Annotated in this window: 22 protein-coding genes; 10 read left to right on the top strand and 12 right to left on the bottom strand. The window is 71.5% G+C overall.

What is annotated here, in order from left to right:
- Positions 1–16 precede the first annotated feature (16 nt).
- Positions 17–418: a hypothetical protein gene (locus tag ACFY7C_RS13410; RefSeq protein WP_389648420.1), complete on the top strand. Its 402-nt coding sequence runs from the start codon at positions 17–19 to the stop codon at positions 416–418.
- An 11-nt stretch (positions 419–429) separates the two neighbouring features.
- Here the strand turns inward: ACFY7C_RS13410 and ACFY7C_RS13405 are convergent, their stop codons facing one another.
- The 4 genes from ACFY7C_RS13405 to coxB all read right to left on the bottom strand — a co-directional run bounded on the left by ACFY7C_RS13405 (position 430) and on the right by coxB (position 4,893).
- Positions 430–1,686 carry an Ig-like domain-containing protein gene (locus tag ACFY7C_RS13405; protein ID WP_389648418.1) on the bottom strand — a complete coding sequence of 419 codons (1,257 nt, stop codon included), beginning with the start codon at positions 1,684–1,686 and terminating at the stop codon, positions 430–432.
- A 113-nt stretch (positions 1,687–1,799) separates the two neighbouring features.
- Entirely contained in the window at positions 1,800–2,198 is a 399-nt protein-coding gene (locus ACFY7C_RS13400) for a cytochrome c oxidase subunit 4 (RefSeq protein ID WP_389648415.1), read from the bottom strand.
- Complete coding sequence (gene ctaD, locus ACFY7C_RS13395) at positions 2,195–3,931, bottom strand: cytochrome c oxidase subunit I (protein ID WP_389648413.1); 1,737 nt, start codon at positions 3,929–3,931, stop codon at positions 2,195–2,197. The genes ACFY7C_RS13400 and ctaD overlap by 4 nt, the downstream gene beginning before the upstream one ends.
- Positions 3,928–4,893 carry a cytochrome c oxidase subunit II gene (coxB, locus tag ACFY7C_RS13390; protein WP_389648410.1) on the bottom strand — a complete coding sequence of 322 codons (966 nt, stop codon included), beginning with the start codon at positions 4,891–4,893 and terminating at the stop codon, positions 3,928–3,930. The genes ctaD and coxB overlap by 4 nt, the downstream gene beginning before the upstream one ends.
- A 311-nt stretch (positions 4,894–5,204) precedes the next feature.
- Here coxB and ACFY7C_RS13385 point away from each other — a divergent pair, with 311 nt between their 5' ends.
- Positions 5,205–6,587 carry a cysteine desulfurase/sulfurtransferase TusA family protein gene (locus ACFY7C_RS13385; RefSeq protein ID WP_389648406.1) on the top strand — a complete coding sequence of 461 codons (1,383 nt, stop codon included), beginning with the start codon at positions 5,205–5,207 and terminating at the stop codon, positions 6,585–6,587.
- Between the two features lie 58 nt (positions 6,588–6,645).
- On the opposite strand, the gene ACFY7C_RS13380 is transcribed toward ACFY7C_RS13385, so the two are convergent.
- A complete protein-coding gene (locus ACFY7C_RS13380) occupies positions 6,646–7,620 on the bottom strand; it encodes a carbohydrate kinase family protein (protein WP_389648404.1) in 975 nt (324 codons plus the stop codon).
- 132 nt (positions 7,621–7,752) lie between these two features.
- Here ACFY7C_RS13380 and ACFY7C_RS13375 point away from each other — a divergent pair, with 132 nt between their 5' ends.
- On the top strand, positions 7,753–7,959 hold the full coding sequence (locus tag ACFY7C_RS13375; RefSeq protein ID WP_389648402.1) for a hypothetical protein: 207 nt from the start codon (positions 7,753–7,755) through the stop codon (positions 7,957–7,959).
- A gap of 73 nt (positions 7,960–8,032) precedes the next feature.
- Complete coding sequence (locus ACFY7C_RS13370) at positions 8,033–9,457, top strand: hypothetical protein (protein ID WP_389648399.1); 1,425 nt, start codon at positions 8,033–8,035, stop codon at positions 9,455–9,457.
- Positions 9,458–9,570: 113 nt separating this feature from the next.
- Here the strand turns inward: ACFY7C_RS13370 and ACFY7C_RS13365 are convergent, their stop codons facing one another.
- On the bottom strand, positions 9,571–9,927 hold the full coding sequence (locus ACFY7C_RS13365; RefSeq protein ID WP_019885637.1) for an iron-sulfur cluster assembly accessory protein: 357 nt from the start codon (positions 9,925–9,927) through the stop codon (positions 9,571–9,573).
- A gap of 237 nt (positions 9,928–10,164) precedes the next feature.
- Between ACFY7C_RS13365 and nadA the strand changes: the two genes are divergently transcribed.
- Entirely contained in the window at positions 10,165–11,352 is a 1,188-nt protein-coding gene (gene nadA, locus ACFY7C_RS13360; RefSeq protein WP_389648396.1) for a quinolinate synthase NadA, read from the top strand.
- A 117-nt stretch (positions 11,353–11,469) separates the two neighbouring features.
- On the opposite strand, the gene ACFY7C_RS13355 is transcribed toward nadA, so the two are convergent.
- The 5 genes from ACFY7C_RS13355 to ACFY7C_RS13335 all read right to left on the bottom strand — a co-directional run bounded on the left by ACFY7C_RS13355 (position 11,470) and on the right by ACFY7C_RS13335 (position 17,949).
- Positions 11,470–14,628 carry an efflux RND transporter permease subunit gene (locus tag ACFY7C_RS13355; protein WP_389648393.1) on the bottom strand — a complete coding sequence of 1,053 codons (3,159 nt, stop codon included), beginning with the start codon at positions 14,626–14,628 and terminating at the stop codon, positions 11,470–11,472.
- A 169-nt stretch (positions 14,629–14,797) separates the two neighbouring features.
- Positions 14,798–15,508, bottom strand: a complete 711-nt coding sequence (locus ACFY7C_RS13350; protein ID WP_389648390.1) for a response regulator — start codon at positions 15,506–15,508, stop codon at positions 14,798–14,800.
- Positions 15,505–16,734, bottom strand: a complete 1,230-nt coding sequence (locus ACFY7C_RS13345) for a sensor histidine kinase (RefSeq protein ID WP_389648387.1) — start codon at positions 16,732–16,734, stop codon at positions 15,505–15,507. Before ACFY7C_RS13345 ends, ACFY7C_RS13350 begins: the two co-directional genes overlap by 4 nt.
- Positions 16,735–16,818: 84 nt before the next feature.
- Complete coding sequence (locus ACFY7C_RS13340; RefSeq protein WP_389648384.1) at positions 16,819–17,097, bottom strand: hypothetical protein; 279 nt, start codon at positions 17,095–17,097, stop codon at positions 16,819–16,821.
- Between the two features lie 54 nt (positions 17,098–17,151).
- Entirely contained in the window at positions 17,152–17,949 is a 798-nt protein-coding gene (locus ACFY7C_RS13335) for a PspA/IM30 family protein (RefSeq protein WP_389648382.1), read from the bottom strand.
- A gap of 251 nt (positions 17,950–18,200) precedes the next feature.
- On the opposite strand from ACFY7C_RS13335, the gene ACFY7C_RS13330 reads away from it, so the two are divergent.
- From ACFY7C_RS13330 to ACFY7C_RS13320, 3 genes are all read left to right on the top strand, one after another.
- On the top strand, positions 18,201–18,803 hold the full coding sequence (locus tag ACFY7C_RS13330; RefSeq protein ID WP_389648380.1) for a DUF3043 domain-containing protein: 603 nt from the start codon (positions 18,201–18,203) through the stop codon (positions 18,801–18,803).
- Between the two features lie 32 nt (positions 18,804–18,835).
- On the top strand, positions 18,836–19,603 hold the full coding sequence (locus ACFY7C_RS13325) for a class I SAM-dependent methyltransferase (RefSeq protein ID WP_389648377.1): 768 nt from the start codon (positions 18,836–18,838) through the stop codon (positions 19,601–19,603).
- 101 nt (positions 19,604–19,704) lie between these two features.
- Positions 19,705–20,748: a S1C family serine protease gene (locus tag ACFY7C_RS13320; protein ID WP_389648374.1), complete on the top strand. Its 1,044-nt coding sequence runs from the start codon at positions 19,705–19,707 to the stop codon at positions 20,746–20,748.
- A gap of 56 nt (positions 20,749–20,804) precedes the next feature.
- Here ACFY7C_RS13320 and ACFY7C_RS13315 read toward each other — a convergent pair whose 3' ends face one another.
- A complete protein-coding gene (locus ACFY7C_RS13315) occupies positions 20,805–21,011 on the bottom strand; it encodes a hypothetical protein (RefSeq protein WP_389648372.1) in 207 nt (68 codons plus the stop codon).
- A gap of 80 nt (positions 21,012–21,091) precedes the next feature.
- Here ACFY7C_RS13315 and ACFY7C_RS13310 point away from each other — a divergent pair, with 80 nt between their 5' ends.
- Positions 21,092–22,291: a bifunctional adenosylcobinamide kinase/adenosylcobinamide-phosphate guanylyltransferase gene (locus ACFY7C_RS13310; RefSeq protein WP_389648370.1), complete on the top strand. Its 1,200-nt coding sequence runs from the start codon at positions 21,092–21,094 to the stop codon at positions 22,289–22,291.
- Between the two features lie 44 nt (positions 22,292–22,335).
- Positions 22,336–23,403: a nicotinate-nucleotide--dimethylbenzimidazole phosphoribosyltransferase gene (cobT, locus tag ACFY7C_RS13305; RefSeq protein ID WP_389649511.1), complete on the top strand. Its 1,068-nt coding sequence runs from the start codon at positions 22,336–22,338 to the stop codon at positions 23,401–23,403.
- The last annotated feature ends 71 nt before the right edge of the window (positions 23,404–23,474 follow it).

Below are 23,474 nucleotides of genomic sequence, written 5' to 3'. Positions count from 1 at the left end.
CCTTCACGGAGGAACGATGCAGTCGAGCGCCACGGTCCTGGTCTACAGCGACGACGCGAACACCCGCGCGCAGGTCCGCCTGGCGGCCGGCCGCAGGCCCGCCGCCGATGTTCCCCCGGTCGAGTTCGTCGAGTGCGCGACGCTGCCCGCCGTGCTGACGGCCCTGGAACAGGGCGGCATCGACGTGTGCGTGCTCGACGGCGAGGCGGTGCCGGCCGGCGGCATGGGCGTGTGCCGGCAGATCAAGGACGAGGTCTTCCACTGTCCTCCGGTCCTGCTGCTGATCGGCCGCCCGCAGGACGCCTGGCTGGCCACCTGGAGCCGCGCGGACGCCGCGGTCACCCTTCCGGTGGAACCGGTGGACTTCGCGGCGTCCCTGGCGTCCCTGCTGCGCTCGCGCCTCTCGATCGACGCGTAGCACCCCGCCCCTCAGAGAGAGGGCCGCAGGCGGGCCTTGGCGTCCTCGGTGGCCATGGGGTTGCCCGTGTCGGCCACCAGGGCGCTGCCCTTGCGCCACTTGTCCCAGGGCAGGTTCCAGTCGCCGAAGCCGTTGCCGAAGGTGTCCATCATCTGGCCGTAGCTGTTGACGACGCGGACGATGTCACCGGGGCGGACGGTCTTGTAGAACCAGGCGGCGTTGCCGGTCGACATGCCGACGCAGCCGTGGCTGACGTTGGCGACGCCCTGGGAGCCGACGGACCAGGGGGCGGCGTGCACGTACTCGCCGCTCCAGGTCACCCGGGTGGCGTAGTAGACGGGCAGGTCGTACGACTCGGAGCTGCCCTCGGCGATGCCGATGCTGGTGCCCCGCATCCGTACGTAGTACTCCTTGCCGAGCACCACCTTGATCCCGTTACGGGTGGAGAAGCCCGGTTTTCCGGTGGTCACCGGAATGGTGTTGATCACTTCTCCGTTGCGGCGGACCGTCATGTGGTGGGAGCCGGCGTCGGCGACGGCCTCGATGCGGTCGCCGATGGTGAGCTTGAGCGGCTTGGACTCGCCGCCGTAGAGCTTGTCGCCGACCTTGAGGCCCGCCAGGTTGCCGGTCACGGTGACGGTCGCGCCGGTGGGCCAGTACTCCTTCGGACGGTAGTGGAGCTTCTTGTCGTCCACCCAGTACCAGGAGCCCTCCACGGCCGGTACGGAGCGGACCTTGAGGGCCCGTTCGACGATCGCGCGGGCCGCCTTGTCCTTCACGGGGAGGCTGAGGTCGGCGGTGACGGGCTGGCCGACGCCGTACTTGCCCTCCTCCGGGCCGAACGTGACGGTGAGGGCCCGTTTGGCCGGTGCCGTCTCGAAGGTGAACGTACGGGCCCCTGGGGCGCCGTCCGCGTCCTCGGTGGCCACCCGCACGGTGTAGCGGGCGCCGGCCGCCAGCGCGGCCGTGGAGCGCCATTTCCGCCCGTCCGCGGTGAGCTCGCCGGCCAGGTGGTGCCCGGACTCGTCGAGGGCGGTGACGTCGGTGATCCGGCTCTCCTCGCCCTTGGCGGTGATCTCCAGAGGCTTCTCGGGGTCGGCCTTCCTCCCGCCGGCGGGCGCGTTGAAGGCGACCTGGTCCGCCGCGTCGTAGGGCCTCGCCGACAGCGGATGGTCTCCGGAGCCCGCACACGCGGTGGCGCCCGCGACGACGGTGAGGGCCATAAGAGTGCAGATCGGAACGGTCCGATTGCGCGGCGTGTCGTTCATGACCTCACGTTAAGAACATTCCTCGCGCCCAGCGCGCCGAGCGGGGCAAACGAGGGGCCCGGCCGCTTCGTCGGACGAAGTGACCGGGCCCCTCGGGGTGTTACGGGGTGCTGCTACTGGTTCTGGTTCTCACCGCGGTAGAACTCGAACACCCAGCCGAAGATGCCGACCAGGATCAGCGGAGCGGAGAAGTACAGCAGCCACCAGCCCAGCGCCATGGCGAGGAAGGCGAGCGCACCACCGATGGCCAGCGAGAGCGGCTGCCAGCTGTGGGGGGCGAAGAAGCCCACCTCGCCGGCCTCGTCCGCGACGTCGGCCTCCTTGTCGTCCTGCGCCATGGCGTCGACCCGCTTGGCCGTGAAGGCCAGGTAGTAGCCGACCATGATGCACAGGCCGAAGGCCAGGAACAGCGCCGTCGTACCGACCGGCTCCTTCGACCACACGCCATAGAGCACTGCCATGGCGAGGACGAAGACGCTCAGCCAGATGAACATCTTGCCCTGGATCTTCACTTGCCGGCCTCCTTGCCGCCGCTGAGGGCCGCCACCTCGTGAGGCTTGTTCTCGAGCTGGTCGAGAGCCGCGATCTCAGGGTGGTGCAGGTCGAACGCCGGGGATTCGGAACGGATCCGCGGCAGGGTGAGGAAGTTGTGCCGCGGCGGCGGGCAGGACGTCGCCCATTCGAGCGAACGGCCGTAGCCCCACGGGTCGTCGACCTCGATCTTCTTGCCGTACTTGGCGGTCTTCCAGATGTTGTAGAAGAACGGCAGGATCGACAGACCGAGGACGAACGACGAGATCGTCGAGATCGTGTTCAGGGCGGTGAAGCCGTCGGCGTCCAGGTAGTCCGCGTAACGACGCGGCATGCCCTCGGCGCCCAGCCAGTGCTGCACCAGGAACGTGCCGTGGAAGCCCACGAACAGCGTCCAGAACGTGATCTTGCCGAGGCGCTCGTCCAGCATCTTGCCGGTGAACTTCGGCCACCAGAAGTGGAAGCCGGAGAACATCGCGAAGACCACGGTGCCGAAGACGACGTAGTGGAAGTGCGCGACCACGAAGTACGAGTCGGAGATGTGGAAGTCCATCGGGGGCGAGGCCAGGATGACGCCGGTCAGACCACCGAAGGTGAAGGTGATCAGGAAGCCGACGGCCCAGAGCATCGGGGTCTCGAAGGACAGCGAGCCCTTCCACATCGTTCCGATCCAGTTGAAGAACTTCACACCGGTCGGTACGGCGATGAGGAACGTCATGAAGGAGAAGAACGGGAGGAGCACGCCACCGGTGACGTACATGTGGTGGGCCCACACGGTCACGGACAGACCGGCGATCGCGATGGTCGCGGCCACCAGACCGATGTAGCCGAACATCGGCTTGCGGCTGAAGACCGGGATGACCTCGGAGATGATGCCGAAGAACGGCAGGGCGATGATGTACACCTCTGGGTGTCCGAAGAACCAGAAGAGGTGCTGCCACAGCAGGGCACCGCCGTTGGCCGCGTCGAAGACGTGGGCACCGAACTTGCGGTCCGCCTCCAGGGCGAACAGCGCGGCCGCCAGGACCGGGAAGGCGAGCAGGACCAGGACACCGGTCAGCAGCACGTTCCAGGTGAAGATCGGCATGCGGAACATCGTCATGCCCGGAGCGCGCATGCAGATGATCGTGGTGATGAAGTTGACCGAGCCGAGGATCGTGCCGAAGCCGGAGAAGGCCAGACCCATGATCCACATGTCGGCGCCGACGCCCGGCGAGCGGACCGCGTCCGACAGCGGGGAGTAGGCGAACCAGCCGAAGTCGGCCGCACCCTGCGGGGTGAGGAAGCCGGCCACCGCGATGAGCGAGCCGAACAGGTACAGCCAGTAGGCGAACATGTTCAGTCGCGGGAACGCGACGTCCGGGGCGCCGATCTGCAGCGGCATGATCCAGTTCGCGAAACCGGCGAACAGCGGCGTCGCGAACATCAGCAGCATGATCGTGCCGTGCATCGTGAACGCCTGGTTGAACTGCTCGTTCGACATGATCTGCGTACCCGGACGGGCCAGCTCGGCGCGCATGAAGAGCGCCATCAGGCCGCCGATGCAGAAGAAGGCGAACGACGTGACCAGGTACAGCGTACCGATGGTCTTGTGGTCGGTGGTCGTCAGCCACTTCACCACGACGTTGCCGGGCTGCTTGCGGCGTACCGGGAGCTCGTTCTCGTACGAGTCCTCAGCCGCGGCCGCACCCTGGGGTTCGTTGAGGATGCTCACAGTTGCTTCTTCTCCGCATTCCTGGCCGGGTCCGTCTGCGCAATGCCCGACGGGATGTAGCCGGTCTGCCCCTTCTCCGCCAGCTCCTTCAGGTGCTGCTGGTAGCGCTCCGGGGAGACCACCTTGACGTTGAAGAGCATCCGGGAGTGGTCGACACCGCACAGCTCGGCGCACTTGCCGAGGAAGGTGCCCTCCTGGGTCGGGGTGACCTCGAAGACGTTGGTGTGACCCGGGATGACGTCCTGCTTGAACAGGAAGGGCACCACCCAGAAGGAGTGGATGACGTCACGGGAGGTCAGGACGAACCGGACCTTCTCGCCCTTCGGCAGCCACAGGGTCGGGCCCGGGTTGCCGGTCTGCGGGTTCCGCGTGCCGGGGATGCCGTAGTCGTAGACACCGCCCGCGTTCGCCGGGAACGCTTCCTTGTACTTGTCCGGAATGGCCGCGAGGTTCTTGTCCGTCTTGCCGTCGCCCGTGACACCGGGGACGTTCTCGACGTAGTTGAAGCCCCAGCTCCACTGGTAGCCGACCACGTTGATGGTGTGGGCGGGCTTGGCGGAGAGCTCGAGCAGCTTGGACTCGTCACGCGCGGTGAAGTAGAAGAGCACCGAGACGATGATGAGCGGGGTGACCGTGTACAGCGCCTCGATGGGCATGTTGTACCGGGTCTGCGGAGGTACCTCGACCTTGGTACGGCTGCGCCGGTGGAAGATGGTGGCCCACAGGATCAGGCCCCACACCAGGACGCCGGTGGCGAGCGCAGCCGCCCACGAGCCCTGCCAGAGGGAGAGGATCCGCGGAGCCTCTTCGGTCACCGGGGTGGGCATGCCCAGGCGGGGGAAGTCTTCCCAGTTGTACGAGCAGCCGGTGGCTGTCGCCAGGATCAGGCCCGCAGTCAGCACCTGCGGCAGCTTCCGCCGCATCGGGCGCCGCGACGAGCGGTCGGAGCCGTTGGGACTCACGTAGCGCCTTCCCGAGAGTCTCGGCCCGCGTTGGTCGGCCACGGCCGTCCGTCTCGCTGGTCGGTCGCCGCCCCGGCCGCGGGCAGGGGTTTGGATGTTTATGCGGACCAAACCCTACTGGACGCTATTTGGGGTCGCGCGGGGAGGGTGCCCAACGCGCCGTCCGAGTCCCCGAAGGGGTGGACTCCTTCCTTCCGCGAGCGGCCCGGGGGCGGGGTTCCCTGGGCCGCACGGCGGCGGACCGGTGACGGACCGGCGGCGCGGGCGGGCCTTCTGACGGCGGATCATCCGCGCGGGGTTAGCGTGGGCGGATGCCGTACTTCGACGCCGCCTCCGCGGCCCCGCTGCACCCCGTCGCCCGTCAGGCGCTGCTCGCCGCCCTGGACGAGGGCTGGGCCGATCCGGCCCGGCTCTACCGGGAGGGGCGGCGGGCGCGGATGCTGCTGGACGCGGCGCGGGAGGCGGCGGCGGAGGCGGTGGGGTGCCGTCCGGACGAGCTGGTCTTCACTCCTTCGGGGACGCGCGCGGTTCACGCCGGAATCTCCGGGGCCCTCGCGGCGCGTCGGCGTGTCGGGGACCGGCTCGTGGTGTCGGCGGTCGAACACTCCTCCGTGCTGCACGCCGGCGAGGCGCACACGGCGGCCGGCGGGTCGGTGACCGAGGTGCCGGTGGGGCGGTCCGGCGCGGTGGACCCGGAGGTCTTCGCGGGCGCGCTGGACTCCCGTACGGCGCTCGCCTGTCTGCAGTCCGCCAATCACGAGGTCGGCACCGAGCAGCCGGTGGCCGCGGTGGCGGAGGCCTGCCGGGCGGCCGGGGTGCCGCTGTTCGTGGACGCGGCGCAGTCGCTGGGCTGGGGCCCGGTGCCGGAGGGCTGGTCGCTGCTCGCGGCGAGCGCGCACAAGTGGGGCGGGCCGGCGGGGGTCGGGCTGCTCGCCGTGCGCAAGGGTGTCCGGTTCGCCCCGCAAGGCCCTGCGGACGAGCGGGAGTCGGGGCGGGCGCCCGGTTTCGAGAACCTGCCGGCGATCGTGGCGGCGGCGGCCTCGCTGCGGGCGGTGCGGGCGGAGGCGGCGGCCGAGGGGGCGCGGCTGCGGGGTCTGGTGGACCGGATCCGGGCGCGGGTGCCGGAGCTGGTGCCGGACGTGGAGGTGGTGGGCGATCCGGAGCGCCGGCTGCCGCATCTCGTCACCTTCTCCTGTCTCTATGTCGACGGGGAGGCGCTGCTGCACGAGCTGGACCGGGAGGGTTTCTCCGTTTCGTCCGGTTCGTCGTGTACGAGTTCGACGCTGACGCCCAGCCATGTGCTGCGCGCGATGGGCGTGCTGAGCGAGGGGAACGTCCGGGTGTCGCTGCCGGCCGGCACGACGGAGGAGGACGTGGACCGCTTCCTCGGGGCGCTGCCGGGTCTGGTCGGGTCCGTACGGGACCGGCTCGGCGCCCCGGAGCCGGCGGCGGCGCCCGGCGCGGCCCAGACGCTGGTGGTGGACTCGCTCGGGAAGCGCTGCCCGATCCCGGTGATCGAGCTGGCCAAGGTGATCGGCCGGGTGCCGGTGGGCGGCACGGTGACCGTGCTCTCCGACGACGAGGCCGCCCGTCTGGACATCCCGGCCTGGTGCGAGATGCGCGGCCAGGAGTACGTGGGCGAGGAGCCGTCCCCGAAGGGCGGCACGGCGTACGTGGTGCGGCGGCTCTCCTGACGTACGGGAGCCCCCGGGGGACGTACTCCCGGGGGCTCACGCGTCACGCGTGGGCGGGTCAGGCGAAGTGGGCCTGGACCTCGGCGGCGGCCTCGTCGCCGTAGGCCTTGGTGAAGCGCTCCATGAAGTTGGTGCGGCGCAGGGTGTACTCCTGGGTGCCCAGGGTCTCGATCACCAGGGTGGCGAGCATGCAGCCGACCTGGGCGGCGCGCTCCAGGCCGACGCCCCAGGACAGACCGGTCAGGAAGCCGGCCCGGAAGGCGTCGCCGACGCCGGTCGGGTCGACCTTGGCCTCCTCCTCCGGGCAGCCGACCTCGATCGGGTCCTCGCCGACGCGCTCGATGCGGACACCGCGCGAGCCGAGGGTGGTGACGCGGTGGCCGACGCGCTCCAGGATCTCCTGGTCGGTCCAGCCGGTCTTGGACTCGATGAGTCCCTTCTCGTACTCGTTGGAGAAGAGGTAGGTGGCCCCGTCGAGGAGGGTGCGGATCTCGTCGCCGCCCATGCGGGCGATCTGCTGCGAGAAGTCGGCGGCGAAGGGGATCGCGCGGGCGCGGCACTCCTCGGTGTGGCGGAGCATCGCCTCCGGGTCGTCGGCGCCGATGAGGACCAGATCCAGGCCGCCCACGCGGTCGGCGACGGCCTTCAGCTCGATGAGCCGGGCCTCGCTCATGGCACCGGTGTAGAAGGAGCCGATCTGGTTGTGGTCCTTGTCCGTGGTGCACACGAAGCGGGCCGTGTGCAGGACCTCGGAGATGCGGACCGAGGCGGTGTCGACGCCGTGCCGGTCAAGCCAGGCGCGGTACTCGTCGAAGTCGTAGCCGGCCGCGCCCACGAGGATCGGGTTGCCGCCGAGCTGTCCCATGCCGAAGCAGATGTTCGGGCCGACGCCACCCCGCCGGATGTCGAGGTTGTCGACGAGGAAGGAGAGCGAGACCGTGTGGAGCTGGTCCGCCACGAGCTGGTCGGCGAACCGGCCCGGGAAGGTCATGAGGTGGTCGGTGGCGATGGAGCCGGTGACTGCGATACGCACGGCTGGGACGCTCCTGCGGGGATGACGGTAATGACAGTTCACGCTACCGGGTGCGAACGCGGATGCCGAACAGTGGAAACTACCCCAGAGTAGGTCTTTTCCATGGAGCCCGGGCATGCGTACGGTGCGGCCATGACCCCGTACCCCGCTCCCCAGGAGCCCCAGGAGTCCGAGTTCAGCCTCGCCGAGCTGTGCGGTGACGGTGCGCGGATGGCCCCGCACTGGGTGACTCCGTCAAGTCCGGTGGCCGCTCCGGTCTCCCCCGCGCTGATCCACGGCGTCGAGGTCCCGGCCGACTCGGCCCGGCTGATCGCCGCCACCCCCGAGTACGGAATCTGAGAATCCGGTACGGCGCCCGGAACCGATCGGGCGCCGCTCCCGTCCCAGGGGTGTCCTTGGGAAGGAGCGTGTGGTGAGCAGTACGGAGATCCGGCCGGAGGTCCGGCCGAGGAGGCGCGGTCCGCTCCTCGTCGCCTCGGTGGCGGCGGGGGTCGTCCTCGTGAGCGGCGGGGGCGTGTACTACGCCGCCACGGCGTCCGACGGCAGCGGTGAGGCGGTACGTGAGGCGCCGGCGGCGCAGGACGCGGCGGCCAGGGGCGGCGACGGTCCGGGGATCGCCCCGGGCGAGCCCGACCCCGGCGGCGGTTCCGGCGGCACCGTCTACCAGGCCAGGGGCCCCCTCCCCCAGGGGCCTTCCTCGGCCGCTGTCCACCGGCCCGAGGGCCGGGTCACCTCGGCGGAGGTGACCCGGCTGGCACAGGCGCTCGGCGTCGCGGGCACCCCGCGGCTCGTGGGCGAGGTGTGGCAGCTGGCCCCGGAGAAGGACGGCTCGGGCCCGCGCCTGGACGTCTCGGCGAAGGCGCCCGGGAGCTGGAGCCTCAGCCGCCACGACGGCGGCCCGATCGGCGACACCTGCCTGAAGGGCAAGGCCTGCCCGCCGCCGGGAGCGGCCAAGCCGCCGACCGGCGCCGGCTCGCCGGTGAGCGAGGCCGCGGCGAAGGCGGCGGTGGCGCCGGTGCTCAAGGCGATCGGCCAGGACGACGCGAAGCTGGACGCGAGCCAGCTCATGAACGGCTCGGTACGGGTGGTCAACGCCGACCCGGTGGTCGACGGCCTGCCCACGTACGGCTGGTCGACCGGACTCCACGTGGGGCCCGACGGCTCCGTGCTGGCCGGCAGCGGGCGCCTGAAGGAGCCGGTGAGGAGCGAGTCCCAGCCGGTGATCGGGGCGCGGCAGGCCCTCGACGCGCTGAACGCGGAGGCGAAGGGGTCGGGGTCGGTCGGGATCGGGGGCTGTGCGACGGCCCCGCCGGCGGCGGACGTGATGGGCGGCTCGGACGATCTGCCGCAGGCGCCCTGCGAGCCCTCGGGTGAGACCGCCGCGCCGAAGGTGGTGGAGGTCACGGGCGCCGTCTTCGGGCTCGCGGCGCAGGACGTGAAGGGCGAGCAGGCGCTCGTACCGGCGTGGCTGTTCCAGGCGCGGGAGAAGCCGGGCGCGAAGCCGTTCACGGTGGTGCGGACGGCGGTGGCCCAGGAGTCCCCGGCGCCGCCGGAGGAGTCGAAGGAGCCGGTGCGGCGGATCGACGCGTACCGGACCGAGTCGGACGGAAGGAAGCTGTCGGTGACCTTCTGGGGCGGGGTGTGCAGCACCTACACGGTGACCGCCCGGGAGACTCCGGAGAAGGTGCTCGTGCGGGTCGACGAGAAGCCGACCGAGCCGGGCAGGGCCTGCATCATGGTCGCCGTCGAGGTGACGAAGACGGTGACGCTGCAGCAGCCGCTGGGTGACCGGCAGGTCGTGGACGGGGCGAGCGGGCAGGCGGTCCCGCGGAAGTAGCGCGGAACCATCGGCCGAACGCGCGCGAGGGCGGCACCCGGGGATTCCGGGTGCCGCCCTCGCGCGTGCGCACGGCCCGCCCGCGCCCTGGGGCTCGGGCGGGGCCGGTCGCCTCAGCTGAAGCTGTCGCCGCAGGCGCAGGAGCCCGTGGCGTTCGGGTTGTCGATCGTGAAGCCCTGCTTCTCGATGGTGTCGACGAAGTCGATCGAGGCGCCGCCCAGGTAGGGAGCGCTCATGCGGTCGGTGACGACCTTGACGCCGCCGAAGTCCTTGACGACGTCGCCGTCGAGCGAGCGCTCGTCGAAGAACAGCTGGTAACGCAGGCCGGAGCAGCCACCGGGCTGAACGGCGACGCGCAGGGCCAGGTCGTCGCGGCCTTCCTGGTCGAGCAGGGCCTTGACCTTGGCCGCGGCGGCGTCGGACAGGAGGATGCCGTCGCTGACAGTGGTCTTCTCGTCCGATACGGACATCTGCTTCTCTCCCGGGTTGGTACGGAGACTGCTTGCCGACGGTTGCAACCGGCGGGGCCGCGGATTCATTCCGGGCCGAGGCGTGTCTTTCCCTTTCATGCTCGCACACCGTGTCCAGAGACGCGGACGGCGAATTCGTCACATCGACACTATGGACATCGTCAAAGTGACGTGAAGCGGTTATGATAGATAGCGTCATTTCGACGAAAAGGCTTATCGAGGCTCACCGCAGAAAGGGTGCGTGACGTGACCACCGCCCAGCCCCTGGACGTCCAGCCGACGCCGCTCGCCCTTCTCCTGCTCGGCCGCGAGGCCGACCCCAAGAGCGAGCGCGGCGTGGAGTGCCCCGGCGACCTCCCGTCGCCGTCCGACCCCGACCTGGTGGAGCGCGCCCGCGCCGCCAAGGAGAAGCTCGGGGACAAGGTCTTCGTCCTCGGGCACCACTACCAGCGCGACGAGGTCATCCAGTTCGCCGACGTCACCGGCGACTCGTTCAAGCTCGCCCGCGACGCCGCCGCCAAGCCGGAGGCGGAGTACATCGTCTTCTGCGGCGTGCACTTCATGGCCGAGTCGGCGGACATCCTGACCGGTGACGACCAGAAGGTCGTCCTGCCGGACCTGGCCGCCGGCTGCTCGATGGCCGATATGGCCACCGCCGAGCAGGTCGCCGAGTGCTGGGACGTGCTGACCGAGGCCGGCGTCGCCGAGCAGGTCGTGCCCGTCTCGTACATGAACTCCTCCGCCGACATCAAGGCCTTCACCGGCAAGCACGGCGGCACCATCTGCACCTCGTCCAACGCGAAGAAGGCCCTGGACTGGGCCTTCGAGCAGGGCGAGAAGGTGCTCTTCCTGCCGGACCAGCACCTGGGCCGCAACACCGCCGTCCGCGACATGGGCATGTCCCTGGACGACTGCGTGCTCTACAACCCGCACAAGCCCAACGGCGGCCTGACCGTCGAGGAGCTGCGCGCCGCGAAGATGATCCTGTGGCGGGGTCACTGCTCGGTGCACGGCCGCTTCTCGCTGGACTCGGTCAACGACGTGCGCGAGCGCATCCCGGGCGTCAACGTGCTGGTCCACCCCGAGTGCAAGCACGAGGTCGTCGCCGCGGCCGACTACGTGGGCTCCACGGAGTACATCATCAAGACCCTGGAGGCGGCCCCGGCCGGCTCGAAGTGGGCCATCGGCACCGAGCTCAACCTGGTCCGCCGTCTGGCGAACCGTTTCGCCGACGAGGGCAAGGAGATCGTCTTCCTCGACAAGACGGTCTGCTTCTGCTCGACCATGAACCGGATCGACCTGCCGCACCTGGTGTGGACCCTGGAGTCGCTGGCCGAGGGCAACCTGGTCAACCAGATCCAGGTGGACCGGGAGACCGAGTCCTTCGCCAAGCTGGCGCTCGAGCGGATGCTGGCGCTGCCGTAACGATTCCGCGCGTACCCGATCCTCGGTACGCGGGTACGGATGGGGCGCCCCGCGTCACTCGCGGGGCGCCCCTTCGTCATGCCGTAAGGATCCGTGACGTACTCAGTGACCTACGGATCAGAGATCCAGCGCGTCCAGCAGCGTCGCGTCCACCGGCGTGACGTCGGGCTGCTGCGGGTTGTCGTCCCCGTCGCCCTTCTTGCCCGACCTGGCCGCCTTCTTCGCCGCCTTCTTCTTCGCGCGGCGCTCCTTGCGGAGCTCCACCATCGCGTACAGCGTCGGCACCAGCAGCAGCGTCAGCAGCGTCGACGTGATCAGACCGCCGATCACCACCACGGCCAGCGGCTGCGCGATGAAGCCGCCCTCGCCGGTGACGCCGAGCGCCATCGGCAGCAGCGCGAAGATCGTCGCCAGCGCGGTCATCAGGATCGGACGGAGCCGGTGCCGTCCGCCCTCGACCACCGCTTCGACCACGCCCAGGCCCTGGGCCCGGTACTGGTTGATCAGGTCGATCAGGACGATCGCGTTGGTCACCACGATGCCGATCAGCATCAGCATGCCGATCATCGCCGGGACGCCCATCGCCGTGTCCGTCGCCACCAGCAGGCCGATCGCGCCGGTCGCCGCGAACGGGATGGAGACCAGCAGGATCAGCGGCTGGATGAGGGACCGGAAGGTCGCGACCAGGAGCATGAAGACGATCGCCACGGCCGCCAGCATCGCCAGGGCCATGCTGCTCGCCGCCTCGGCCTGGTCCTCGGAGACACCGCCGACGGAGGCGGTGGCGCCCTCCGGGAGGTCGAGGCCGTCGAGCTTCGTCTGCAGCGCGGCGCTCACCGCGCCCGTGTTGTCGGTGGTCGGCTTGGCCGTGATCGTCGCCGCGCGGGCGCCGTCGATCCGGGTCATGGAGACCGGGCCGGGAACCAGCTCGACGGCGGCGACGTCGCCCAGCCGCACCGGGCCGAGCGGCAGCGCCTTCAGCTCGGCCAGCGTGGTCGCCGGCCTCGCCGAGGTGATCAGGACGTCCCGCTCGGTGTCGTCCAGGACCGCCTTGGCGGCCGGGGTGCCGCGTACGGCCTGCGAGACGATCATGCCGAGGGTGGTGGCGTCGAAGCCGGCGTCCGCCGCCCGGTCGTTCGGCCGCACCGAGATCCGGGGCACCGACTGCGACAGGTCGCTCTGCACGTCGGTGACGTCCTTCAGCTCCCCGACCGCCTTCGTGACCTGCTCGGACGCCTTCTTCAGGACCTCCGGGTCACCGGCCTTGACGACCACGCTCAGGTCCTGGTTGCCGAAGCCGTCACCGGCCGCGATGGAGGTGTCGCCGATGCCGTCGAGCCTCCCGAGCCCCGCGTCGATCGCGTCGCGGGTCTTCTCGTACGAGGCGGAGTCCTCCAGGGTCACCTGGAAGGAGGCCTGGTTGGCGCCGGTGCCGCCGCCGAAGGCCGCCATGAAGCCGGACGAGCCGACGGTGACCTGGTAGTCCTTGACGCCCTCGGTGGCGGCGAGGACCTTCTCGACCTTCTTCGCGGCCTCGTCGGAGGCGGAGAGGCTGGTGCCGGGCGCCAGCTTCTGCTTGACGGTCAGGACCTGCTGCTCGCCCTGGTCGAAGAAGTTGGTCTTCAGCAGCGGCGCCATGCCGAAGGTGCCGAACAGCACCACCAGGGCGATGGCCACGCTGGTGAGACGGCGACGGGTCGCGAACCGCAGCACCGGCACGTACGCGCGCTGCAGCCGGCTCCGGCCCTCCTTCTCCTCGGCCAGCCTGCGGGCCTCCTCCGGGTCCTTCGAGGTGCCCTTCGGAGCACGCAGGAACCAGTACGAGAGGACCGGGACCACCGTCAGCGAGACCAGCAGCGACGCGAGCAGCGCGGCGGTGACGGTCAGCGAGAAGGAGCCGAACAGCTCGCCGATCATGCCGCCGACCAGGCCGATCGGCAGGAAGACGGCGACCGTGGTGAGCGTCGAGGAGGTGACCGCGCCGGCCACCTCGCGGACCGCGGTGAGGATGGCGGCCTGCCGCTCCTCGCCGTAGCCCAGGTGCCGCTTGATGTTCTCCAGGACCACGATCGAGTCGTCGACGACCCGGCCGATCGCGATGGTGAGCGCGCCGAGGGTCAGCACGTTGAGCGACAGGTCACGGGTCCACAGCACGATCAGGGCGAGGACGACCGACAGCGGGATGGACACCGCCGTGACCAGGGTGGAGCGCAGCGAGGCGAGGAAGACCAGGATGACGAGGACGGCCATGACGAGGCCGAGGGCGCCCTCGGTGGTGAGGCCGGAGATCGACTTGGCGACGGCCGGGCCCTGGTCGGAGACGACGGTGAGGTCGGCGCCCGCGCCGAGGTCCCGGCGCAGCTCGGGCAGCTTGTCCTTGACGGCGTCGGAGATGGCGACGGCGCTGCCGTCCTTGTCCATGGTGGCCATGACGGCGAGGCTGGGCCGGCCGTTGGTACGGGTCAGGGAGACCCGGCTCGACTCCTCCTGCTTCACCGTGGCCACGTCGCCGAGGCGTACCGCCCTGCCCTTCTCGGGCTTGATCCGCAGGTCCTCGATCTGCTTCAGCGAGGTGTAGCCGCCGCCGACCTGGACGGTGCGGCTCTTGCCGGCCTCGGAGAACGAGCCGGCCGGCATGGTGCCGCCGCCGTTCCTGAGGGCCTCGGCGAGCTTCATGCCGGTCAGACCGGCCGCGGCGAGCTTGCGGTCGTCGGGAGTGACCGAGACCTGGAGGTCCTGGACGCCGTCGACGGTGACCTGGGCGACGCCGTCGATGTCCTCAAGGGCCGGGACGACGGTCCGCTCCAGCTGGTCGGCCAGTGCCTGCTGGTCCTTGTCGGAGGTGGCGGCGAGGACGACGGTCGGGATGTCGTCGGTGGAGCCGGCGACCACCTGCGGGTCGACCGTGTCCGGGAGCGTCGCCCGGGCCCGGTTGACCGCCTGCTGGACGTCGGCGACCAGCTGCTTGGTCCCCTCGTCCCCGTAGTCGAAGCTCGCCATGATGACGGCGCTGCCCTCGGAGGCGGTCGACGTGATGCCCTTGATGCCGTCGACGGCCTTGAGGTTGTTCTCCAGCGGCTGGACGACCTGCTTCTCGACCACGTCGGGCGAGGCGCCCTGGTACGGGGCGATGATCGAGACCATCGGCAGCTCGATCGACGGGAAGAGCTGCTGCTTCAGCTGCGGTATCGCTATCGCTCCGAAAAGGAGCGCGACGAGGGACATCAGCCCGATCAGGGCCCGTTGCGCGAGGCTGAATCTGGACAGCCAGGACATGGGGACTCGTTTCTGTGGCGTACTCGGCAGGCGGGCGACCGGGCGGGCGGGAAGAGCCCCTGAGGGTGCCCGCCTTTACGATCAGCCATGGAGACGGCCGGATCCTCGGCCCCCGGACCCAATTCCTTATGCCGCGCATACCGCGTCTGGAGTACGCCGGGCCCCCGCCTCACTCCACCCTCGGACGTACCAACCCCGACTCGTAGGCGGTCACCACCAGTTGGGCCCGGTCACGGGCGCCCAGCTTGGCCATGGTCCGGTTCACGTGCGTCTTGACGGTCAGCGGGCTCACGTACAGCCGCTCGGCGATCTCGTCGTTGGACATCCCGCCCGCGACCAGGACCAGGACCTCCCGCTCCCGGGCGGTGAGCGCCGCGAGGCGCACCGCGTACGACGGAGCCGTCTCCCGCTCCGGGTCGGCGCCGCCGCCCTGGGCGAGGAAGGTGGCGATCAGGCCCTTGGTGGCCGCCGGGGAGAGCAGCGCCTCGCCGGCGTGCGCGATGCGGATGGCGCCGAGCAGCTCCTCCGGCTCCGCGCCCTTGCCGAGGAAGCCGGAGGCACCGGCGCGCAGCGACTGCACCACGTACTCGTCGACCTCGAAGGTGGTCAGCATGACGATCCGTACGGCGGACAGCTCCGGGTCGGCGGTGATCATGCGGGTGGCGGCGAGGCCGTCCGTGCCGGGCATCCGGATGTCCATCAGGACCACGTCCGCCTTGGTCTCGCGGGCCCGCGCCACCGCCTCGGCCCCGTCGGCGGCCTCCGCGACGACCTCCATGTCGGGCTCGGAGTCCACCAGGACCTTGAAGGCGCTGCGGAGCAGGGCCTGGTCGTCGGCGAGCAGCACCCGGATGGGCGGCGTCGCCTCGGTTCCCGTCATTCCTCGTCCTCCCCTGTGCGGCCGGTCACGGGCAGTATCGCCTGCACCCGGAAGCCGCCTCCGTAACGGGGTGCGGCGGTCAGCGTGCCGCCGAGCGCCGTCACCCGTTCCCGCATCCCGATCAGACCGTGGCCGCCGCTCTCGTCGGCCGGGGCCTGCTGCGCGGGGCCGTCGTCGAGGACGGTGACCTCCACCGTGCGGCCGACCCGCAGCACGCTCACCTCGGCCCGCGCGTCCGGGCCGGCGTGCTTGCGCACGTTGGTCAGGGCCTCCTGGATGATCCGGTACGCGGCGAGGTCGACGGCGGCCGGCAGGGCGGCGTCGCCGTCGGTGCGGGTCAGCTCGACCGGGAGGCCGGCGTTGCGGAAGGTGGCCAGCAGGTCGTCGAGGACCGCCAGACCCGACACCGGCTCCGTCGGCGCCTCCGGATCGCCCGACTGGCGCAGCAGGCCCACCGTGGCGCGCAGCTCGTCGAGGGCCGAACGGGAGGCGGTACGGACGTGCGCGAGCGCCTCCTTCGCCTGGTCGGGGCGCTTGTCCATGACGTGCGCGGCCACCCCCGCCTGCACGTTGACCAGGGCGATGTGGTGGGCGACGACGTCATGGAGGTCGCGGGCGATCCGCAGCCGCTCCTCGGCGACCCGCCGCCGGGCCTCCTCCTCGCGGGTGCGTTCCGCGCGCTCGGCCCGTTCCCGGATGGCGTCGACGAACGCGCGGCGGCTGCGCACCGCGTCCCCGGCCGCCGCGGCCATCCCCGTCCAGGCGAAGACGCCCAGGTTCTCCTGCGCGTACCAGGGAGTGGGGCCGAAGACCATGGCGGCGCAGGTCAGCACGGCCATGGTGGCGAGCCCGAGCCGCCAGGTGGTGGGCCGGTCGGTGCGGGAGGCGACGGTGTAGAGGGCGATGACCGCGCTCATCGCGACCGGCGCGGGCCGCTCCTCGCCGACCAGGCCGAACAGGGAGACCGTGACGGTCACGGCGAGCACCGGGATCGGGCACCGGCGGCGGAACACCAGGGCGAGGGCCCCGAGCAGCATGAGCACGACACCGGTGGCGGTGGGGGCCCGGTCGCCGAAGGTCGGGCCGTTGGGGCTGCCGTGCGGGTCCGCGAAGGACCCGGTGATCATGCAGGCGAGCACGACGAACGCGAGACCCGCGTCGAAGGCGAGGCGATGATTCCGCAGCCAGTGGCGGGTACGGGCGAGGGCGGCGCCGGTGGTCGTCACATCAGGGAACGGTACGGGGTCCGGGAAAGCCCGCGCCCCGCCTCCCGGGCGGGGAGGCGGGGCGGTGGGAGCCGGAGCGGGCCGTCAGCCCGGGATCAGACCGTCGTCGGTGAGCATCTCGCGGACCTCGTCGAGGGTCGCGTCAGGCGCCGGAAGGATCAGTTCGGAGGGTTCCAGGGCGTCGTCCGGGAGCGGGGTGCCCAGCTCCCGCACCTTGTCGAGCAGGGCGTGGAGCGTGCGGCGGAAGCCCTCCTCGTCGCCCGACTGCATCTCCCCCAGGAGCTCCTCGTCGAGCTTGTTCAGCTCGGCGAAGTGGCTGTCGGCCAGCTCGCACTGGCCCTCCCCCATGATCCGTACGATCATGACGCGTCCTTGACTGTCGGCTACTGCTGGTCGGGTCGGCTACGGGTCGTCGGGCTACTGCTTGTCGAACCGGGGCTGGGACTGCTGCTGGTTCTGGCTCTGGTTCTGGCCGGTGCCGCCCTCCAGGGCCTGCTGCTGCGCGGACGGGCCTCCGGCGAGCTCCGCCTTCATCCGCTGGAGCTCCAGCTCCACGTCCGTACCGCCGGACAGCCGGTCGAGCTCCGCCTGGATGTCGTCCTTGGCCAGGCCCGACTGGTCGTCCAGCGCGCCCGAGGCGAGCAGCTCGTCGATCGCGCCGGCCCGCGCCTGGAGCTGGGCCGTCTTGTCCTCGGCCCGCTGGATCGCCAGACCGACGTCGCTCATCTCCTCCGAGATGCCGGAGAACGACTCGGCGATCCGGGTCTGCGCCTGCGCCGCCGTGTAGGTCGCCTTGATCGTCTCCTTCTTCGTGCGGAAGGCGTCGACCTTGGCCTGCAGGCGCTGCGCCGCCAGGGTGAGCTTCTCCTCCTCGCCCTGCAGCGTCTGGTGCTGCACCTCCAGGTCGCTCACCTGCTGCTGCAGCGCCGCCCGCCGGGACAGCGCCTCGCGCGCCAGGTCCTCGCGGCCGAGCGCCAGCGCCTTGCGGCCCTGGTCCTCCAGCTTCGCGGACTGGCCCTGGAGCTGGTTCAGCTGCAGCTCGAGACGCTTCCGGGACGTCGCCACGTCGGCGACACCACGGCGCACCTTCTGCAGCAGCTCCAGCTGCTTCTGGTAGGAGTAATCGAGGGTCTCGCGCGGATCCTCGGCCCGGTCGAGGGCCTTGTTTGCCTTCGCGCGGAAGATCATCCCCATACGCTTCATCACACCGCTCATGGGCTTCGCGCGCCCCCTTCTGACGGACTTCGGCTCCAGCACTCCAACATGAACCACAGTACGGTTCCTGACTCCATTACCGCACTGTTCGGGGCCCGATGTGCTCCTCCCCAAGGACGAGTGACGATCACGGACCCTCCGGCCCAGGGAGTAGACGAACCCCGGGGTCGTACCCGCACAGACGCGGGCCGTTAGCGGATCGTTCCCGCCGACGCTGGGGTCCATGCCCGGCAGCACGTACGCTTGGCCTTGTGTTCCGTAGCCGTTCGAAGGATGAGAAGGCCCCCACCGAGAAGGTGACGGCGGACCTCTCCAAGCAGCCCCGCGACCCCGAGGCCCCCAAGGGCCGCCCGACCCCCAAGAGGAGCGAGGCACAGACCCAGCGCCGGCGTGCACAGACCGCACCGCTGGACCGCAAGGAGGCCATGAAGCGCCAGCGCGAGGCGCGCCGCACCGACCTCGCCCGTCAGCGCGAGGCCCTGGCCAGCGGTGACGAGCGCTATCTGCCGGTCCGCGACAAGGGCCCGGTGCGGCGCTTCGTCCGCGACTTCGTCGACTCCCGCTTCGCCGTCGCCGAGTTCTTCCTGCCGATGGCCGTGGTGATCCTCGTGCTGTCGCTGTTCGGCAACACCAACCGTTCCCTGCAGAACATCTCGCTGCTGCTCTGGGCCGGTGTGATCGTCATGATCGTCATCGACTCGATCGGCATCACCATCCGGCTGCGCAAGCAGCTGAACCAGCGGTTCCCGAACGAGTCGAAGCGCGGCGCCGTCGCGTACGGCCTGATGCGCACGCTCCAGATGCGCCGTCTGCGGCTGCCCAAGCCGCAGGTCAAGCGCGGAGAGCGGCCCTGAGCGCCGACTCCGGTCCGGGTGAGGTGCTGCCTGTGGTCGGCCACTGGCCGGTCGTTCCCGGCGGGCTGCGCGACACCGTCCGTCAGGAACTGATCGCGCGCCAGCTCGACGAGCAGATAGCCGGCCGCTACCCCGTGGGGCAGCGGCTGCGCATCCTCGACGCCGGCATGGGCCAGGGCACCCAGGCCCTGCGCCTCGCCCGCGCCGGACACACCGTGACCGGCCTCGAGGCCGACCCCGAGCTGCTCAAGGCCGCCCGCGACTCGCTGGCGACCGAACCCGCCGGCATCCGCGAACGGGTCCGGCTGATCGAGGGCGACGGACGCGAGACCGGGGTGCACTTCCTGCCCGGCAGCTTCGACATCGTCCTCTGCCACGGCGTGCTCATGTACGCCGACGAGCCCGACGCCCTGCTCGCCGGTCTCGCCCGCATGCTCGCCCCCGGCGGCCTGCTGTCCCTGGTGGTACGGAACGCCGAGGCGCTGGCCATGCGGCCGGGCCTCGCCGGGGACTGGACGGGCGCGCTCGCCGGCTTCGACTCCGATGTGTACGAGGACGGCGCCGGCGCGAAGGTGCGGGCCGACCGGCTCGACGCCCTCACCTCCACCCTCGCCGGGATCGCGGCGCCGCTGCACGCCTGGTACGGCGTGCGGGTCTTCACCGACACGATCCCCGGCGACGTCGGCCTGCCGGCCGCCGACGAGCTCGAACGCCTCCTGGCCGCCGAGGACCGGGCCGGGCGGACCGACCCGTACCGGCGGATCGCCGGACTGCTGCATCTGTGCGGGGTACGGGGCTGAGCGGCCGGCCCTGACGGGCCGGGGGTGCGGCCCGAGAGGCCGGCCCCCTGTTCGGGTGCCTTGCCCGGGCGCGGCGGGCGGGTGGCACGGAGACTGCGGACATGAGACGCCTCCTGCTCCCCCTCGCCGCCGGAGCCTGCGCCGTCACCCTGGCCGGCGGCTGCTCCCCGGCTCCCGCGCCCCGGGCCGAGCGGTCCACGCAGGCCGCGGCCCCGCTCGTCTCCAACGAGCTCCAGGACGACTACCAGGCCGTGATCAGGAACGTCCTGCCGTCGGTCGTCCAGATCGACGCGTCGCAGAGCCTGGGCTCCGGGGTCGTCTACGACGGCAAGGGGCACATCGTCACCAACGCGCACGTGATCGGCGAGGAGAAGTCCTTCAAGGTCACCGCGGCGACGGGCGGCCAGCCGGTCACGGCACGGCTCGTCGCCGCCTATCCCGAGCAGGACCTCGCCGTGATCAGGCTGGACGACGTGCCGCAGGGGCTGAAGGCGGCGCGGTTCGGGGACTCGGGCAAGGTCGACATGGGGCAGATCGTGCTCGCGATGGGCTCGCCGCTCGGCCTGTCCGGCAGCGTCACCCAGGGCATCGTCTCCGCGACCGGCCGCACGGTCAGCGAAGGTCCCAGGGGCGGCGGTACGGGCGCGACGATCGCCAACATGGTGCAGACCTCCGCCGCGATCAACCCCGGCAACAGCGGGGGCGCGCTGGTCAACCTGGACAGCGAGGTCATCGGCATCCCGACGCTCGCGGCGACGGACCCCGAGATGGGCGGCGGCTCGGCGCCCGGCATCGGCTTCGCGATCCCCGCGTCGATGGTGCGGACCGTGGCCGACCAGATCATCAGGACCGGCAGGGTCACCGACTCGGGGCGGGCCGCGCTCAACATCACGGGGCGCACCGTCCTGGACGACGACTACCGGCCGGCGGGGGTCGCCGTCGTCGAGGCGGCGGCGGGCGGGGCGGCCGCGAAGGCGGGGCTGCGCGCGGGCGACGTCATCACCCGGGTGGGGGACGAGCCGGTCACGACGACCACGTCCCTGGCCGAGGCGCTGGCCCCCAGGAAGCCCGGCGACAAGGTCACGGTGGTGTTCACGCGCGGCGAGCGGGAGGACAAGGCCGAGGTGACGCTCGGCGAGATCTAGCGGGTGGGTGCGCCGAGGGGTGGGCGGGGGCCGGGAGGGCCCCCGCTTCCGTTGCTCTAGCCCTCCGCGTCCAGGGGCATCGGGCCGTAGATCTTCGTCCCGTCCTCGGAGAGGGTCACCTGGTCGGCGCCGCCGTCCAGGAGGTCGCGCCAGTTTTCACCGAGCCAGGATTCCGCGTCGCCCTGGGTGGTGAACTCCTCGGGAGTCACCGACGGGGTGACCTCGGTGCCGTCGGACTTCTCGAACCGCCACGTCCATGCCATGTCCGCCTCCGGATGATCGGTTTCCTGCCCGCAGCGTAGCCGGGCGCGCACCCCTCGCGGTGACGCGGGAGGATCTGAGCGTGGAACTGACACTGCTCGGCACCGGCGCGCCCCTCGGACTCCCCCGCCCCGGCTGCCCCTGCGCCGTGTGCGCGCTGTCCCGTGGGGAGCGGGCGCGGGCCGCGACCTCGCTGCTCGTGGACGGAGCCCTGCTGCTCGATCTGACGCCGGGGGCCGCGCTCGCGGCGGCCCGCTCGGGGCATTCGCTGGTCGGGGTGCGGCAGGTGCTGCTGACCCATCCGCACGACGGGCCCGCCGTGGAGGTGCCCGCGGGGCTGCCGGCGGCCGGCCGGGTGCCGGACGGGCGGGAGCTGACGCTGATCAGCGGCCACACGGTGCGGGCGGTGCCGATGGACTCGCCGGGCACCGGATACGAGGTGACCTCGACGGACGGGGAGCGGCTGCTGTACCTGCCGCCGGGAGGCGCTCCCGCGGGCCTGGAGGAGAGCGACCGTCCCTACGACATGGTGGTGGCGGACGTGACGGGGCGGCCGGACGGTCTGGCCCGGCTGCGGGCGGCCGGGGCCGTGGGGGCGAGCACCGATGTGGTGGCGGTGCACCTGGACCATGACGCCCCGGCGGGCGCCGAGCTGGACCGGCGGCTCGCGGCGGCGGGGGCGCGGGCGGTGCCGGACGGGACGACGGTGTACGTCGGCGAGTACCACGCCGTACCGGACGTGCCGCGGCGGACGCTGGTGACGGGCGGGGCCAGGTCGGGCAAGTCGGTGGAGGCCGAGCGGCGCCTGGAGACCTTTCCCGAGGTGCTGTACGTGGCGACGGGCGGCACGCGGGAGGGCGATCCGGAGTGGGCGCACCGGGTGGGGCTGCACCGGGAGCGGCGGCCCGGGTCGTGGCGGACGGCCGAGACCTGTGATCTCGTGCCGCTGCTCCGGGAGGAGGGGTGCGCGCTGCTGATCGACTGTCTGTCGCTGTGGCTGACCGATGCCATGGACCGGGTCGGTGCCTGGGACGACGAGCGGTGGGCGAGCGGCGGCCGGGAGGCGCTGGCCGCGCGGGTCGCGGAGCTGGTGGCGGCGGTGCGGGAGACGAGCCGCACGGTGGTCACGGTGACGAACGAGGTGGGGTCGGGGGTGGTTCCGTCGACGGCGGCGGGGCGGCGCTTCCGGGACGAGCTGGGGCGGCTGAACGCGGCCTTCGGGGACGAGTGCGAGCAGGTGGTGCTCGTGGTGGCCGGGCAGGCGCTGGTGCTGCGCGGGTAGGGTGCGAGCCCCATGACTGTTTGAATCCGTAGGTGGAACCCATCGTGAACCTCGACGACTTCTCCGATCTGATCGAGCGCCCCGACGGGGGGATACGGCACGACGCCGAGGAGCGCAGGGCGCGGCTCGCCGTGCGGCCCGGTGCGCTGGGGCGCCTTGACGAGCTGGGCGAGTGGCTGGCGGCGGCGCAGGGCGTGGTGCCGGTGCGGCCGGTCGGGCAGCCGAAGGTGGTGCTGTTCGCGGGCGACCACGGGGTGGCCTCGCTGGACGTGTCCGGGCGGGCCGCGGGCAGCGCGTACGAGCTGGTGCGCGCGGTGCTCGACGGGTCGAGTCCGGTGGCGGTGCTCGCGCGGGCCGAGCAGGTGCCGGTGCGGGTGGTGGACGCGGGTCTGGACTGCGATCCGGAGCTGCTTCCCGCGGAGGTGACGCGGCGTCGGGTGCGGCGGGGTTCGGGTCGGATCGACGTCGAGGACGCGCTGACGGCGGAGGAGACGCAGGCCGCTCTGGAGCTCGGCATCGCGGTCGCCGACGAGGAGGCCGACTCGGGGACCGATCTGGTGGTGCTCGGGGACCTCAGCGTGGGCGGGACGACGCCGGCGTCGACGCTGATCGCGGCGCTGTGCGGGACGGACGCCTCGGTGGTGACCGGCCGGGGCGGCGCCGGGATCGACGACCTGGCGTGGATGCGCAAGTGTGCGGCGATCCGGGACGCGCTGCGGCGGGCGCGGCCGGTCCTCGGCGACCAGCTGGAGCTGCTCGCGACGGTGGGCGGCGCGGACCTGGCGGCGATGACCGGGTTCCTGCTGCAGTGCTCGGTGCGGCGGCTGCCGGTGGTGCTCGACGGTGTGGTGGGCGCGGCCTGTGCGCTGGTGGCCCAGCGGGCGGCGTTCCGCGCGCCGGACTGGTGGCTGGCGGGTCAGGTGAGCGGTGAGCCGGCGCAGGCGAAGGCGCTGGACCGGATGGCGCTCAACCCTCTGCTCGACCACGGCGTCACTGTGGGCGAGGGAACCGGGGCGTTGCTCGCGCTTCCGCTCGTCCGAGCCGCCGCCGCACTGGCGGCGGAGCTTCCGGAACTGACCATTCCGGACGCTGTGGCGGCCGAGGGGAGCTGAGTCGGAGGACCACGGCACCGGGTGCGACGCGCGAGCGCTCGCATCCGGCGCCCGTCCATGCGAAGCGATGC

The sequence above is a fragment of the Streptomyces sp. NPDC012769 genome, assembly GCF_042901205.1.
In the GTDB taxonomy this organism is placed as follows: Bacteria; Actinomycetota; Actinomycetes; order Streptomycetales; family Streptomycetaceae; genus Streptomyces.
Note: the sequence above shows the minus strand (reverse complement) of the source record. Positions and strands in the feature narration are given on the sequence as shown.